The sequence below is a fragment of the Kribbella sindirgiensis genome (assembly GCF_004331435.1).
GTDB classification, from domain to species: Bacteria; Actinomycetota; Actinomycetes; order Propionibacteriales; family Kribbellaceae; genus Kribbella; species Kribbella sindirgiensis.
The window spans coordinates 279,584-294,077 of sequence record NZ_SJKA01000006.1 but is presented as its reverse complement, the minus strand read 5'-3'; the positions used below and the strand labels follow the sequence as shown (position 1 = coordinate 294,077).

The window sequence follows — 14,494 nt, the reverse complement described above, 5'->3', positions numbered from 1 at the left end:
TCCAGCCCGCAACCTACCCGCGCCGAACGGCTTGAAACCGCGAACCGGACTGAGACGTGCCGAAATTCCTACGGCGCCCTGAGAAAGGCGATGCCGTCGACACTGGCTGGGGCCGTGGAGGTGGAGACGATCTTCAGAATCCCTGTGCGGAAAGGGGTTGCAGGGAGGTAGGTGACAGCGCGGCCGGTGGTGGCAGCGGCCAGAGAGACGGTACCGATCTTGATGTTCGCGTGGTAGATGTCGACGCGGCCTTGGCCCGGGCCGTGAATCGCTACCAGGGCAATGCGTAGCCCGGCCTCGGTGGCCTTGGTCAGGTAGGCGCCGTTGGCTTTGAGGATCGTCGTGGTGCCTTGGAAGGCCAGCGTGCTCGTGGAACGCGTGACGGTACCGGCAGAGGTCAGGGCGCGGTCGTCCTGAGGCGCAACGGAGCAGATCGGTGCGGACCAGGCAGAGAGGTTCCCCAGGTAGTCCCGGGCGCGCACCATGAAGCACTCGTCCCAGCCGAGCCGCGGCGACCAGGTGATCCCCGTGATGCGCGTGTTCTGCCAGACGGCCGGATAGATCCATTTGCCGAACGCGACACCCGGTGCGGCCACCTTGTAGACCACGTCGTACGACGCGATGTCGGTGTCGTCCTTGTAGGCCCACCGCACTGTCGCGGACCCGCTCAGCTGTACGCGGTCGCCGATGCGCCACGTGACCAGCGACGGCGCCGTACCGTCCACTTCGCTGCAGTACGACGTACTCCAGGCGCTCAGGTTGCCGGCGTAGTCGCGCGCACGCACCTGCCAGCACGTGTCGGTGCCGATCGGTGCGGTCAGACTCGCCCCGGTGGTCTTGAGCCCCTGCCACGCGGGCACCTGGTTCCAGGCGCCGTACGGCGAGGTGCGGTTGGGACGCTGCTGGATTCGCAGGTCGTAGCTGTCGACACCCGTCGCAGGCGAGTTCGGGTCCTGCGGGTCGTCGTACGCCCACTCGAAGGACAGGCTGGTGTTGTCGCGGATGCGATCGCCCGCGGACGCAGTCGTCAGTACTGGCGCGACTGTGTCCGGGTGCTGCTGTGGGTCGGCGGTCAGCCAGGACAGGGTGATCACGCGGGGCTTGCTGGTCGCGTCGGCGTACACGATCTTCGCCAAGCCGGAGCCGTCCGCGCGGAAGCTGGAGGTGGTGGTGCGGATCGGCCCGTAGCGACGCTGCCCGAGTGCGGGGTCGTTGAGGTCGGTGACCAGGAGATCGGAGCCGGAGGTCTGCACGGTGAAGCCGTTGCCCAGTTGGGCGTCCGCGGCGACGGTCAGGTTCCGCGGCGGCTGCGGCCCGTTGACGTCCACAACCTGGTTGCACCCGCTCAGCACCGCCCAGCGTCCGTTGACGTCGTCGGGGCCGACCGTGCACGCGCTGGCGACCAGCACTGTCTTCACGACACCAGTGGTCAGGTTCTTTCCGTCCAGGTGACCGGGCTCGGTCACCTTCCACACCGTGTCGCCGGACAGGGCGAACGGCTGGGCGACGTCGGCCAGCTTGGCCTTGCTGGCGATGTCGTACACCTCAGCGGTCGCGGCTGCGGGTGCACGATGCGAGACGAGCTTGCCACCCTTCCCGAGCACCACCTCGTCCGCAGCCGGGAACGTGAGCCCACCGACCTTCGCCGTACTCCCGTCGAACGTCAGTAGCGCGGCACCCTCGACCTGCAGCGGCTTGCCGTCGTTCGAGCCACCGGAGGCGGTCCAGGTGGTCCCGTTGTTGCTCGTCTCGTAGACAGGGTTCGAAACGACCACGCGGGCGCCCGACATGCCGACGTCCACCGCCGTACGCCCGGGAACGAGCACGCCCTCCCCCAGGTGCTGCGGTGGATCGGCCGCCATCACCTGTGAGGCCGTCAACGGCAGTAGTACGACGGCACACACGACGGCCGCCTTGACCCGTAAGCCCAGCACGCGAGAGACCCCCCAGTACTCCGATGACCCCCGCACCCTAGTCAGTAACCACCAGTAACGGAAGCCACGCCTGAAAACCAGGTGACACACCGTGACGTCGAGAGGATCCTGAAAGGCTGACCAGCGACGAAAGGGACGGATGCAAGCGGGAATCACGGTATCGGCAGCCGAACTGCCCGAAGTACTGCTGCACGTGGCAGTGGTACGCCCGGTCTTCCTCTGGGGCGCACCGGGGATCGGGAAGAGCAGCCTGGTACGGGCGTTCGCGGAATCGCTCGGTCTGGAGTGCGTCACGCTCCTGGGCACACAGCTCGCGCCGGAGGACCTCATCGGCGTACCGCAGATCGTCGACGGCCGCAGCCGGTTCGCACCACCCGTGGCGATCGCCCGCGACGAGCCGTACTGCCTGTTCCTCGACGAACTGAACGCCTCCTCGGCCGAGGTGCAGAAGGCGTTCTACTCGCTCATCCTCGACCGCCGCATCGGCGAGTACGAGCTGCCCGAGGGATCCGTGGTGATCGGCGCCGGCAACCGGGCCACCGACAACGCTCTGGCCCGTCCGATGGCAAGCGCCCTGGTGAACCGGCTCGTGCACATCCACCTGCGAGCGTCCGCGACCGACTGGCTGCGGTGGGCCGGTACGGCGGGCATCCACCCGTGGGTCCTCGACTACCTGCGCAACCGCCCCGACCACCTGTGGACCGCGCCGCCGAAGACCGAGGAGCCGTTCTCGACGCCGCGCAGCTGGCACATGCTGTCGGACGCCCTGCACTCGTACGGCGACGACGTGGCCGACGAGCCGCTCCGGGTCCTTGCCTTCGGCACCTTGACCGCGCCGCACGCGTCGGCGTTCCGCGCGTACGTGAAGACGGTGCGGCACGCGTTCGGGCTGGACGCGGTACTGAAGGGTGAGACCGGCTGGCCGTCCGCCCCGGAGGACCGGGACCTGCTGTACTTCCTGGCCGAGACGTTCCGTGCCCGGCTGATCAAGGAACTGGCCGCGGACAAGGCGTCGGCGAGCCCTGCTGCGCGGCAGCTCGCGCACCGCGGCAAGGCGCTGCTGGTCGAGCTGGCGGAGATCTCGCTCGAGGTGGCGCAGGTGGTGATCGCGGCTGACGACGACGGCCGCCCGGTGCTGCCGACGTGGTTCCTGGTCGAAGTCAGCCGCGACCTGCCGCGGCTGGTGGCGGCACGTGCCTAAGCGGAAGAAGGCACAGCGGGACCCGGCATGGGAGGCGATCCAGACCGGCTGGGGCGTCATCGCGCGGCACCCGCTGTTCGCGCCGATGGCGGACTGGGCGCACAGCCCGCAGCGTGACGACAGCTGCCCACCAGACGGCTGGGCGACGATCGACTCGAACGGGCAGATCCGCACGCACCGGACGCGGCGCGCCACCTCAGAGGAGTGGTCGTGGGTCTTCGCGCACCTGCTGATCCACCTGGGCCTCGGCCACGCCGAACGTGACCTGCCAGAACCTGACCAGGCCGCCGGCGCCGCGAACGATGTGGCGGTCAACCGTTACCTCCAGTCGCTCAAACTCGGTACACCGGTTGTTGAGCTGCCTCCCGACTTCCCTGCGATGGACGAGGACGCGCTGGCCCGACAGTGGCGGCGTACCGACGTACCGGCGGAGTACGAGCGTCTGGGAGTGGCAGGTCACGCGCCTGATGTGCGGACTGCCCGCTGGAACGGCTGGGGCAAGCCGCCGAACTGGGGTGAGCTGTTCGCCGCAGGTCTGTCAGCCGCGGCTGCTGCGGCTGTCGAGGTTGCAGGTGGCGCGCGCTCGTCGCTGACCGCACGCAGTGGCGGCCGCGACAAGTGGGACCTAGCGCTCGGCTGGTTCGTCTCGTCGTACCCGCTCCTCGGTGCGATCGCTGCGAGCATGACGGTCGTCGCCGAGGCCGAGCTCGCCCGCAGCTGGGACATCCGGGTCGCGGCGGTCAACGCGTCCGCCGGCGAGATCTACGTGAACCCGCTGGCCAGCCTCACGCTGAGCGAGTGGCGATTCGTCATGGCACACGAGATGCTGCACGCCGCTCTACGGCACGGGGAGCGCGTCGGCGGCCGCGACCCGTACCTGTGGAACGTCGCCGCCGATCTGGTGATCAACGGCTGGCTCCTGGAGATGGGTGTCGGCACCCTGCCCGACGGTGGGCTCTACGACCCGGCGCTGAAGGGCATGTCCGCGGAAGAGGTCTACGACCGCATCACCACGGACCTGCGCCGCTACCGCAAGCTGGCGACGCTGCGCGGCGTCGGCCTGGGCGACGTACTCGGCCACCCACTCCCGCACTCTGGTGAAGCCGCTCGGGGCGCGGGTCTGGACGACATCTACCGACGCGCCCTGAGCACCGGCCTGGCGTACCACGACCCAGCGCGCGGCACACTGCCAGCCGGGCTGGTCGAGGAGATCCGCGCCCTGGACCACCCGCCGCTCGCCTGGGACGCGCAGCTGGCACGCTGGTTCGAGGAGCACGTCCCCGCGGTCGAGAAAACCCGCACGTACGCACGGGCCTCCCGACGCCAATCCGGTACGCCGGACATCCCCCGCCCCGGCTGGATCCGCCCGGTCGAGCTGGAACGACTCCCGACGTACGGCGTCGTCCTGGACACCTCGGGCTCGATGGACCGCGAACTGCTCGGCAAGGCGCTCGGAGCGATCGCCTCGTACTCACGTGCTCGCGACGTACCGGCTGCGCGAGTGGTGTACTGCGACGCCGCGGCGTACGACGCCGGCTACGTGCCGGTGGACGACATCGCCGGCCGCGTGAAGGTGCATGGGCGCGGCGGGACCGTCCTGCAGCCCGGTGTGGATCTGCTGGAGCGTGCGGACGACTTCCCGGTCCACGGTCCGATCTTGCTCATCACCGACGGCCAGTGCGACGTCGTCCGGGTACGGCGGGAGCACGCATGGCTGATCCCCCGCGGCGCATCCCTCCCCTTCACCGCAAAAGGCCCCGTGTTTCGCGTGGACTGAACACACCCACCGCGCAGTCGCTCCCCAAACCGGTTTGGGGAACCCCTGCGCACGGACCGGGGAGTCCTACCTCCCGATCCGGGTACCCGCAACTCCCCAAACCAGTTCGGGGAACCCTCCACACCAACCGGGGAGCCCCACCTCCCACCCCAGGCACCCGCAACTCCCCAAACCAGTTCGGGGAACCCCTCCACACCGACCGGGGAGCCCCACCTCCCGATCCGGGCAGCCGCGACTCCCCAAACCGGTTTGGGGGTCACAGAGCCGGTTAGGTGACCTGCGGTTAGGCGACCTTTCGCCAGGCTGCGCAGTTGCTGGTTTCGAAACCCTTGTCGGTCTTCTTGATCGTCACCGTCTGCGGGCCGTCGCTCAGATTGTTGGCGATGATGGCGTCGAAGCCGCCGTCCAGGCTCTTCAACCGCGCCCAGTAGCAGCCGTCACCGCCGGCCGTCTTGTACTTGCCAGGCTTGATGTCGACGCCGACCTCGTAGGTGCCGTCACCCTCGAACGTGACTGCGGCTTCGGGTGGCGCAGCCGTCACGGTCTTGGCCGGCGGAGCGGGCTTCGTCACCGTCACCGGCGGCGCTGTCACCTGCACCGGCGGTGCCGTGACCGTCACTGTCGGGCCTGGCGCCTGGACGGTCTCGGTGGCCGTCGCCTGCGGTGTGCCGGCTGACGTCGATGCAGTGCCGCCGCTCGGCGCGGCGCCGATGACCAGACCCAGTACGAACGTTCCGGAGGCCACGGCCCACGGGATCCAACGACGGCGCTTCTTGGGCTGCGGCGGCTGCGGCGGCTGCGGGCCGGGACCCGCCGGCCCCTGCGGCGGTAGCTGTTGCTGCGGATAGAAAGGTTGCTGCGGAATGTGCTGCGACATGATCGGTCTCCCCCCGTTGTCCCCCGAGCCCCCCGGGGATCTCCGCCCAACGTAACCCTCCGTGGTCGACGCGGCTCTGGTCCAAAGGTCCTCCCGATCCGGCCAGAGGTCCTGAGCTGACCACCGCAAGAGGTCCGGTGTTTCGCCTGGAGTGAACTCGTCTGCTCCGGGCGAACAGGCGTAGTCGACTGGCTCTGCTGAGTGACAGGTTCACAGACATGGCATGGGTCGTGAGGGCGAGTTCCGGAAGCTGTGGATCGGACAGCTGGTGTCCGCGTCGGGCAGTGCGGTCACAGCTGTCGCGCTGCCGCTGGTGGCTGTGGTGACTCTGCAGGCGTCGGCTGTGGAGATGGGCGCGCTGGCAGCGTTGACGATCGCTCCGCATCTCGTGTTCGGACTGCTGGCCGGCGTCTGGGTCGACAGGTGGCCGCTGCGGCGCGTCCTCATCTGGACCGACGTCGGACGGCTCCTCCTGCTCGGCTCGGTGCCCGCGGTGGCAGCGCTGGGCTGGCTGCGCATCGAGCAGCTGTACGCCGTCGCCGTACTGACCGGAGTGCTGACTCTGCTGTCCGACACCGCGTCGCAGACGATGATCCCGTCGCTGGTGCCCCGTGAGGACCTGATGCGGGCGAACAGCGCGGCGCTGCTCAATCTCAACCTCGCCTCCACCCTCGGACCGTCGGCGGCCGGGGTGCTCGTACAGGTGCTCACGGCACCGTTCGCGATCCTCGTCGACGCCGCGTCGTACGTCGTGTCCACCATCGCGGCGTACCTCCTGCGCGAGCCCAGCCGCGCACCTGCACCCGAGCGGTCCGAAGTACGTCTGTCGGCGGGTCTGCGGATGCTCTTCGGCCACCGGATGCTCAGACCGCTTGTCGTCTCGGCCGGTATCGCTGCCATGGCCGGAGCCATGCAGGGGCCGCTGGTGGTGCTCTTCCTGATCCGTGAGCTGGACAGGTCACCGGCGTTCGTCGGGCTGTCCATGACGATGTTCGGAGCTGCCGCGGTGGCCGGGACCTTCGTAGCCCCTGCCTGGTGCCGCAGGGTCGGTCTCGGCCACTCGTACCTGTCCGGCGTGTTCCTGGCGTCACTCAACGGCGTCGCTCTGTTCACCGGGGTGACGCCGGTGATCCTTCTCGGACAGGCACTCGCCGGACTCGGTATGTCGCTGTTCGCCGTCCCGCAACGCACTCTGCGCCAGGCGCTCGCACCGCCGCACCTCATGGGCCAGGTCACCGCCTCCTGGCGCACCCTCGTCATCGGAGGCCAAACGGTCGGTGCGGCGGTTTCCGGCGTGGTCGCCACCGCTCTGCACATCCGTCCCACCCTGCTGATCGCGACCGCCGGCATGCTCGCCGGCCTCCTGGTCGCCGCCTGCTCGCCGCTCCGCGAGCTGCGGGATCTGCCCGAAGAGGCACCGGCCGGGCGATCGATGGCCTAGCACTGATTGCGGATCGTGATAGGTGCCGGACATGTTCCCGCGTGGGGATCGGATGGGCTATTGCGATTCATTCACCGGGAATGGAATTGGCGCGACAAGCGCTTACCTACTGAGCGATACTGGAAAGTGCGCCGTTTTCAGGTCGCAAAACCCCTTTGATTCGAAGTAGATGGGAAGTGCGCCCGTCCAGATGCCCTCAGAGCACACTGTCCAAGCGCCGTCGATCGCAGCCCCTACCACCCGTGCCCCAGAACGCAGCCGCAACCTGTGGCGGCTCCGTCCTTACCTGAAGCCACACCGCTGGCGCCTCGCGGTGATGTTCTCCACCGCCATGCTGGGCGTCGGCGTCAGCCTCGCCGTACCGCTGGTCACCCGAGCCATCATCGACGGTCCGGTCACCCGTCGCGAGCTGAGCATGCTGGTCCCCCTGGCCCTCCTGGCCCTCGGGCTCAGCATCTCCGAGGTCATCCTGGTCTGGATGCGCCGCTGGGCGCAGTCCCGGACCGTCAGCGACCTCGAGGCCACACTCCGGCACGACCTGTACGTCCGTCTGCAGTCACTGCCGATGGAGTTCCACACCCGCTGGCAGAGCGGTCAGCTGCTCTCCCGCGTCACCACCGACCTGTCCACGATCCGCCGGTTCATGGGCTTCGGTCTGCTGTTCCTGGTGATGAACATCCTCCAGCTGGCCGTTGTCACGGTCCTGCTGCTCCAGCTGTACTGGCCGCTCGGCCTCGTGGTCCTGGTGGCCGCCGTGCCGATCGTCATGGTGTCGCTGAAGTTCGAGAAGAAGTACCTGCGGATCTCCCGCAAGGTCCAGGACCAGCAGGGTGACCTGGCCACCCGGATCGAGGAGTCGGCGCTCGGCTTCCGGGTGATCAAGGCGTTCGGCCGGCGGCCGCACGTCCAGGGTCAGTTCGACGACGAGGCCACCACGCTGTACGACACCGAGGTCGAGAAGGTCCGGCTCGCGTCCCGGTTCTGGAGCTTCCTCGGCGTGATCCCGAACCTGACCCTGGTGATCGTCCTGCTGCTCGGCGCACTCGCCGTCGGCCGGGAGGCCATCACGCTCGGCACCCTGGTCGCGTTCATCACGCTGATGCTGTCCCTGGTCTGGCCGGTCACCTCGCTCGGCGCGATCCTGGCGATGGCGCAGGAGTCGATGACCGCGGCGGACCGGATCAGCGAGATCCTCGACACCTACTCGGTGATCAAGGACGGCACGGAGAAGCTCACGCACGCGCGGGGTCACCTGCGCTTCGAGCACGTCGGGTTCCGGTTCTCGGACGACTCCACCGAGGTGCTGCACGACATCAACCTGGACCTCACCCCTGGCACGACACTCGCACTGGTCGGCGCCACCGGGTCCGGCAAGACCACTCTGACCGCACTGGTCCCCCGGCTGTACGACGTGACCGCCGGACGGATCACCATCGACGGGCACGACATCCGGGACCTGTCCCTGGTGTCGTTGCGGACGGCTGTCGCGTCCGCGTTCGACGACCCCACCCTGTTCTCCATGAGCGTCCGGGAGAACCTGACCCTCGGCCGTCCGGACGCCACCGAGGCAGAGGTCCAGCAGGCGCTGGACGTCGCTCAGGCGCAGTTCGCGAACGACCTCCCGTGGGGCCTCGAGACGCGCGTCGGCGAGCAGGGCATGTCGCTGTCGGGTGGTCAGCGGCAGCGGCTCGCACTGGCTCGCGCAGTGCTCGCCAAGCCCGCCGTACTGGTGCTGGACGACACCCTGTCCGCTCTCGACGTACACACCGAGGCGCTGGTCGAGGAAGCACTGCAGAACGTGCTCTCCGAGACCACCGGCATCGTGGTCGCGCACCGCGCGTCGACGGTGATGCTGGCCGACCAGGTCGCTCTGCTGCAGAACGGCACGGTCACCCACGTAGGAACCCACCAGGAGCTGCTTGCCACGGTCCCGGCGTACCGGCACCTGCTCGCAGCGGAGGAAGAGGAGGTGCACGCATGACGACGACCCAGCAAACACCTCCTGATACTGAAGCCAAGGACGAGCAGCAGCCGGAGGAACAGAAGTGGCGGGGTCTGTTCGAGGAGGACCCCGACCGGGAGATCTCCCGCGCGACCAGCATCCGGCTGAAGGAGGACTCCCGGAAGCTGCTCGGTGAGCTGCTCCGGCCGTACAAGAAGCTGATCTGGCTGCTGGTCGCGATCGTGATCGTCGAGAACGGCGCCCGGCTCGCCGTGCCGTACCTGGTCCACCTGGGCATCGACAACGGCATCCCGCCGATCCTGGCGGGTGAGGGCTCCCAGGAGCTGATCACGATCGTCATCACCGTCCTGGCGGCGGCGTTGCTCCAGGCCTGGGCGCGGCAGCTGTTCCTGATGCGTTCGGGCCGGCTCGGTCAGACCATCCTGCTCGGTCTGCGGAAGCGGGTGTTCGACCACTTCCAGCGGCTCAGCCCGGCGTTCCACGACAAGTTCACGTCCGGCCGGGTGATCTCGCGACTGACGTCCGACGTGGGCGTCATCGACGAGATGCTGGCGAGCGGGTTCGACAGCCTCGTCACGGCGGTGCTGACACTGGTCGGTACGTCGATCATCCTGCTCACACTCGACCTCAAGCTCGGTCTGCTCGCCCTGCTGTCGTTCCCGGCGCTGCTGATCCTGACGGCGTGGTTCCGGAAGCGGTCCGCGGCGGTCTACCGGCAGACGCGCGAGGCCGTCGTGCTGGTCATCGTGCACTTCGTCGAGTCGATGACCGGGATCCGCGCGGTGCAGGCGTTCCGGCGGGAGCCGCGCAACGAGGAGATCTTCCACGGCGTCAACGACCGCTACCGGAAGGCCAACCTCGAGGCGTTCCGGCTGAACGCGGTCTTCATGCCGGCGATCAAGGGCGTCGGCAACATCACCATCGTCGCGATCCTGGCGTACGGCGGTTACCAGGCGTACCACGGGCACGTGACGGTCGGCGTCCTGACGGCGTTCCTGCTGTACCTGCGGCAGTTCTTCGAGCCGCTGCAGGACATCACGCAGTTCTACAACACGTTCCTGTCCGCGTCGGCGGCGCTGGAGAAGCTCTCCGGTGTGCTGAACGAGACCCCGGACGTGCCGGAGCCGATCAAGCCGGCCAAGCCAGGTCCGGCCCACGGGCATCTGGAGCTGCGGAACGTGCGCTTCGAGTACGTCGACGGCGTACCGGTGCTGCCCGGTCTGCAGCTGGACGTGCCGGCCGGCCAGACCCTGGCCCTGGTCGGGACGACAGGCGCCGGGAAGACCACGATCGCCAAGCTGGTGGCGCGGTTCTACGACCCGACGAGCGGGCACCTGCTGCTCGACGGCGTCGACCTGCGGGACCTGACCGAGGACGACCTGCGCGAGCGGGTCGTGATGGTGACGCAGGAGAACTTCCTGTTCACCGGCTCGGTCGCCGACAACATCCGGTTCGGCAAACCGGGCGCGACGATGGAGGAGGTCGTCGAGGCCGCGAAGGTGATCGGCGCGCACGACTTCATCACGGCACTGCCCAACGGGTACGACACACCGGTCGAGAAGCGCGGTTCGCGGCTCTCGGCGGGTCAGCGCCAGTTGGTCGCGTTCGCGCGGGCGTTCCTGGCGAACCCCGCCGTACTGATCCTGGACGAGGCGACGTCCAGCCTGGACATCCCCAGTGAACGCCTCATCCAGCGGGCACTGAAGACGATCCTGGCCGACCGTACGGCGATCGTGATCGCCCACCGCTTGTCCACCGTCGAGACCGCCGACCGCGTGCTGGTCCTGGAACACGGCCGCATCATCGAGGACGGCGCCCCCGACCAACTCATCACCGTGGACGACGGCCACTACGCCGGCCTCCACCAGGCCTGGGAAGAATCCCTGGCCTGACAACCTGACAACCAGCGGGCGCGTGGGTTCTTCCACGCGCCCGCTGTCTGTCCGCGGGCGTCTGTAGCTTGGGCGTATGTTGACGGCGCTGGCGGTGGAGAACTACCGGTCGTTGCGGCGGGTTGTCATGCCGCTGGGCAGGTTGAACGTGGTGACCGGGGCGAACGGGACGGGCAAGTCGAGCCTGTACCGGGCGCTCCGGTTGCTTGCCGACGCGTCGCGAAACGGTGCTGTCGCCGCGCTGGCGCGGGAGGGTGGGCTGCAGTCGACGTTGTGGGCGGGGCCGGAGCATGTGCGGAAGGACCGGCCTACGCAAGGCACGCGGCGGACCGGGCCGGTCACGTTGCGGATGGGGTTCGCGGGTGACGACTACGGCTACCTGATGGATCTCGGGCTGCCGATCCCGAACGGTTCCGCGTTCGATCTCGATCCGGAGATCAAGCGGGAAGCCCTGTGGGCCGGGCCGTTCCTCCGGCCGGCGGCCTTGCTGGTCGAGCGCATCAACCACGAGGTCCGGATCCGTACGGCGAAGGGCGAGTGGCAGCGCGGCGGGCATCCGCTCCAGTCGTTCGACAGCATGTTGAGCGAGTTCGCCGACCCGGAGCGCGCACCCGAGCTGTTGCTGGTGCGGGAACGCCTGCGCGGATGGCGGTTCTACGACCACTTCCGGACCGACGCGACAGCGCCCGCCCGAAGTATCCAGGTCGGCACGAGGACCGCCGTACTCTCCGGGGACGGCGCGGATCTGGCCGCGGCCCTGCAGACGGTTCGGGAGCTAGGTCCTCGCGGGGCGCTGGACGAGGCGATCGAGCTCGCGTTCCCCGGCAGTCGCGTCCAGATCACCAACACCGCCGGGCGTTTCGAGATCGCCTTTCACCAGCACGGGTTGCTGCGCCCGCTCTCCGGCGCCGAGCTGTCCGACGGCACCCTGAGGTACCTGCTGTGGGTCGCCGCGCTGCTCACCCCGAGACCACCCGAACTCCTCGTCCTCAACGAACCCGAGACCAGCCTGCACCCAGATCTCCTACCGGCGCTGGCCAACCTGGTGGTCACCGCTGCGAAGGAGACCCAGGTCATCGTCGTCACCCACTCCCGCCCGTTCATCGCCTCGATGGAGGCCCTCTCCCCCGACCTCCAGACGATCGAACTCGTCAAGGAGCAGGGCGCGACCACCATCACCGGCCAAGGCCCACTGGACGAACCGCCGTGGAAGTGGCCGTCCCGCTAGGGCTTGACCGACTCGAAGCGGACGAGGATGACCGAGCCTGCCGCGGACAGCAGGAAGCCGGCGATGGCGGCCGGCCACCAGCCGGCGCGTACGGCGTCGTCGAGGACGAAGACGCCCGCGGCGGCCGGCGTGATGGTCTGCAACGCGATCATCGGTGTGGTGGCCAGCGTCACCGAGCCGCGCTGCAGCGCCAATGAGTAGAGGATGAACGCCAGCGCCCCGCTGATCGGCAGCGTGTACAGCGTGGGGCTCCGGATGAGTTCGCTCATCGACCCGTCCTGCAGCAGCCGGGCCGAGATCGCAACCCCGGCGTACCCGAGACCGGCGAGCAAGCCGAGCAGGGCGGTGGAGACGCCGTGCTGCGAACGACTGGCGACGGCGCCCAGTACGGCGATGGCGACCAGCCCCACGATGATGCCGATCGTGAGCCCCTGATGCTGTGCGTTCTCGCCCGCATCGCCCGCCGCGACCGCGAGCAGACCGAGCCCGACGCAGACGCCGATCACCGCGGACCACTCGAGCGCACTCAGCTTGTCCGACATCAACCGGGTGGCGAGCAGGGCCGTCACGACCAGACTGACCGCGATCCCCGCCTGCGCCAGGTACAACGGCAGCAGCCGGAGGGCGACGAAATGCAGTCCGAAGCCCGCCAGGTTCAGCGCCAGCGCCCCGAGGAACGCGGGCTGCTTGAGCAGCGCGACCACGAACCCGCCGAGCCGCCGCGGATCCAGCTCCGACTCGGTCGGCACCTTCCGCGAACCGACCGCCTGCAGGATCGCCCCGACACCGAACAGCACCGCGGCGCCGAGCGCCGCGCCGAGACCGAGAACCACTACGAAACGGCCTTACGACGCCAGGTGAGGTAGAGGCTGAGGCCGCCGTAGTACACCAGGTAGGCCAGCGAGATCGCGACCACGATCGCGTTCGGGTTCGGCATCTGCGCGAGGAGTACGGCGTACGACGCCAGCCAGATCGCGGTCGTCAGCAGGTTCAGGGAACGGAACGCCTTGGTCCGCGACGGGTAGACGTACTTCACCGGAATGAAGACGAGCACCGAGAACGCGACCAGGAGGACGCCGGTGGTGACCGGGCTGAGGCCGAGGATCACGACGTAGAACGCGACCACGTTCCAGTAGCTCGGGAAGCCGAGGAAGAAGTGGTCCTCGGTCTTCGCGTCGACCCGGCAGAACTGGTAGCTGGAAGCAAGCAGCGGCAGTGCGCCGAGGACCGCGCCCCAGGTCCCGGACGGGAGATAACCGCCGGTCCACAGCAGCACGATCGGCGCGAACGCGTACGTCAGGTAGTCGACGATGTTGTCCAGCATCGCGCCGTCGAACCACGGGATGGTCTCCTTCACCCGCAGCCGGCGTGCGAGCATCCCGTCGGTGCCGTCGATCACCAGGGCCGCCAGCCCGAGCCAGAGCGCCCGGACGGCGTCGCCGTCGATGGCGGCGATCACGATCAGCAGCGCGAGCACCGTTCCGCTCGCGGTATAGGCATGCAGTGCAAGTCCGGCCAGACGCAGCCGCGTCGACCCGACGAACGGTTCCCGCACCGCGTCGTGTGTGGTCAGGACAACTCCCAGAACTCAGGCGACGCAGCGCGTCGGGCCGGGTCGAGGTAGACCCAGCCGTCGCCAGCGTCTCACAAGCCTGGTCCCGCCCCGGTGACCGACCGTCATCCGGGGCGAGATCTTTGCAGGGACTTAGTTGACCGGGTCGAGCAGGAAGAGCGGGATCTTCCGGGTGGTCTTGGTCTGGTACTCGGCGTACGGCGGGTAGGCGGCTACCGCCCGCGGCCACCACTCGTCGTACTCCGCGCCCTCGATCTCGCGGGCCACGTACTCCTTGGTGGTCTCGCCGTCCTGCAGGGTGAGCTTCGGGTCGGCCTTGAGGTTGTAGTACCAGACCGGGTTCTTGGGCGCGCCGCCGAGCGAGGCGACCGCGGCGTACACGCCGTCGTGCTCGACCCGCATCAGCGGGACCTTCCGGATCTTGCCGGACTTGGCGCCGCGCATGGTCAGCAGCACCACCCTCATCCCCATGATGTCGACCGCGTCGGTCGTCCCTGCCGCGGTGACCTTCTCGACCTGGTCCCGCACCCAGCCGGCGGTGCTCGGCGCGTACTCGTCGTCAACGTTCGATGTCATGTCACCAATCATAATGGTGACACATCAACATC

General features: G+C 68.5%; 11 protein-coding genes. 6 read left to right on the top strand and 5 right to left on the bottom strand.

Going from position 1 to position 14,494, the window contains the following annotated elements:
* Positions 1-68 precede the first annotated feature (68 nt).
* Positions 69-1,934 carry a phage tail protein gene (locus tag E0H50_RS19235; RefSeq protein WP_131290263.1) on the bottom strand — a complete coding sequence of 622 codons (1,866 nt, stop codon included), beginning with the start codon at positions 1,932-1,934 and terminating at the stop codon, positions 69-71.
* 139 nt (positions 1,935-2,073) lie between these two features.
* Here E0H50_RS19235 and E0H50_RS19230 point away from each other — a divergent pair, with 139 nt between their 5' ends.
* Both E0H50_RS19230 and E0H50_RS19225 read left to right on the top strand, forming a co-directional pair.
* Complete coding sequence (locus E0H50_RS19230; protein WP_131290260.1) at positions 2,074-3,135, top strand: ATP-binding protein; 1,062 nt, start codon at positions 2,074-2,076, stop codon at positions 3,133-3,135.
* A complete protein-coding gene (locus E0H50_RS19225) occupies positions 3,128-4,912 on the top strand; it encodes a vWA domain-containing protein (RefSeq protein ID WP_238151072.1) in 1,785 nt (594 codons plus the stop codon). Before E0H50_RS19230 ends, E0H50_RS19225 begins: the two co-directional genes overlap by 8 nt.
* 283 nt (positions 4,913-5,195) lie before the next feature.
* Here E0H50_RS19225 and E0H50_RS19220 read toward each other — a convergent pair whose 3' ends face one another.
* Positions 5,196-5,789: a hypothetical protein gene (locus E0H50_RS19220; protein ID WP_131290258.1), complete on the bottom strand. Its 594-nt coding sequence runs from the start codon at positions 5,787-5,789 to the stop codon at positions 5,196-5,198.
* 223 nt (positions 5,790-6,012) lie between these two features.
* Here E0H50_RS19220 and E0H50_RS19215 point away from each other — a divergent pair, with 223 nt between their 5' ends.
* From E0H50_RS19215 to E0H50_RS19200, 4 genes are all read left to right on the top strand, one after another.
* Positions 6,013-7,230 carry an MFS transporter gene (locus tag E0H50_RS19215; protein ID WP_131290255.1) on the top strand — a complete coding sequence of 406 codons (1,218 nt, stop codon included), beginning with the start codon at positions 6,013-6,015 and terminating at the stop codon, positions 7,228-7,230.
* Positions 7,231-7,546: 316 nt separating this feature from the next.
* Positions 7,547-9,211: an ABC transporter ATP-binding protein gene (locus E0H50_RS19210; protein ID WP_238151071.1), complete on the top strand. Its 1,665-nt coding sequence runs from the start codon at positions 7,547-7,549 to the stop codon at positions 9,209-9,211.
* Positions 9,208-11,085, top strand: coding sequence for an ABC transporter ATP-binding protein (locus E0H50_RS19205; RefSeq protein WP_131290250.1), 1,878 nt, complete (start codon positions 9,208-9,210; stop codon positions 11,083-11,085). The genes E0H50_RS19210 and E0H50_RS19205 overlap by 4 nt, the downstream gene beginning before the upstream one ends.
* A 76-nt stretch (positions 11,086-11,161) precedes the next feature.
* Positions 11,162-12,313: an AAA family ATPase gene (locus E0H50_RS19200; protein ID WP_131290247.1), complete on the top strand. Its 1,152-nt coding sequence runs from the start codon at positions 11,162-11,164 to the stop codon at positions 12,311-12,313.
* Here E0H50_RS19200 and E0H50_RS19195 read toward each other — a convergent pair.
* From E0H50_RS19195 to E0H50_RS19185, 3 genes are all read right to left on the bottom strand, one after another.
* Positions 12,310-13,146 carry a hypothetical protein gene (locus E0H50_RS19195; protein WP_202868215.1) on the bottom strand — a complete coding sequence of 279 codons (837 nt, stop codon included), beginning with the start codon at positions 13,144-13,146 and terminating at the stop codon, positions 12,310-12,312. The genes E0H50_RS19200 and E0H50_RS19195 overlap by 4 nt on opposite strands.
* Positions 13,146-13,868 (bottom strand): CDP-alcohol phosphatidyltransferase family protein, encoded by a 723-nt coding sequence (locus E0H50_RS19190; RefSeq protein ID WP_131290244.1) that lies wholly within the window; start codon positions 13,866-13,868, stop codon positions 13,146-13,148. Before E0H50_RS19190 ends, E0H50_RS19195 begins: the two co-directional genes overlap by 1 nt.
* Positions 13,869-14,018: 150 nt before the next feature.
* Positions 14,019-14,462, bottom strand: coding sequence for a nitroreductase family deazaflavin-dependent oxidoreductase (locus E0H50_RS19185; protein WP_131290241.1), 444 nt, complete (start codon positions 14,460-14,462; stop codon positions 14,019-14,021).
* Positions 14,463-14,494: the final 32 nt, after the last annotated feature.

Coding starts and splice junctions, on each gene's coding strand:
- E0H50_RS19230 (WP_131290260.1), top strand. CDS start 2,074: ATGCAAGCGGGAATCACGGTATCGGCAGCCGAACTGCCCGAAGTACTG.
- E0H50_RS19220 (WP_131290258.1), bottom strand. CDS start 5,789: ATGTCGCAGCACATTCCGCAGCAACCTTTCTATCCGCAGCAACAGCTA.
- E0H50_RS19215 (WP_131290255.1), top strand. CDS start 6,013: ATGGGTCGTGAGGGCGAGTTCCGGAAGCTGTGGATCGGACAGCTGGTG.
- E0H50_RS19210 (WP_238151071.1), top strand. CDS start 7,547: ATGTTCTCCACCGCCATGCTGGGCGTCGGCGTCAGCCTCGCCGTACCG.
- E0H50_RS19205 (WP_131290250.1), top strand. CDS start 9,208: ATGACGACGACCCAGCAAACACCTCCTGATACTGAAGCCAAGGACGAG.
- E0H50_RS19200 (WP_131290247.1), top strand. CDS start 11,162: ATGTTGACGGCGCTGGCGGTGGAGAACTACCGGTCGTTGCGGCGGGTT.
- E0H50_RS19185 (WP_131290241.1), bottom strand. CDS start 14,462: ATGACATCGAACGTTGACGACGAGTACGCGCCGAGCACCGCCGGCTGG.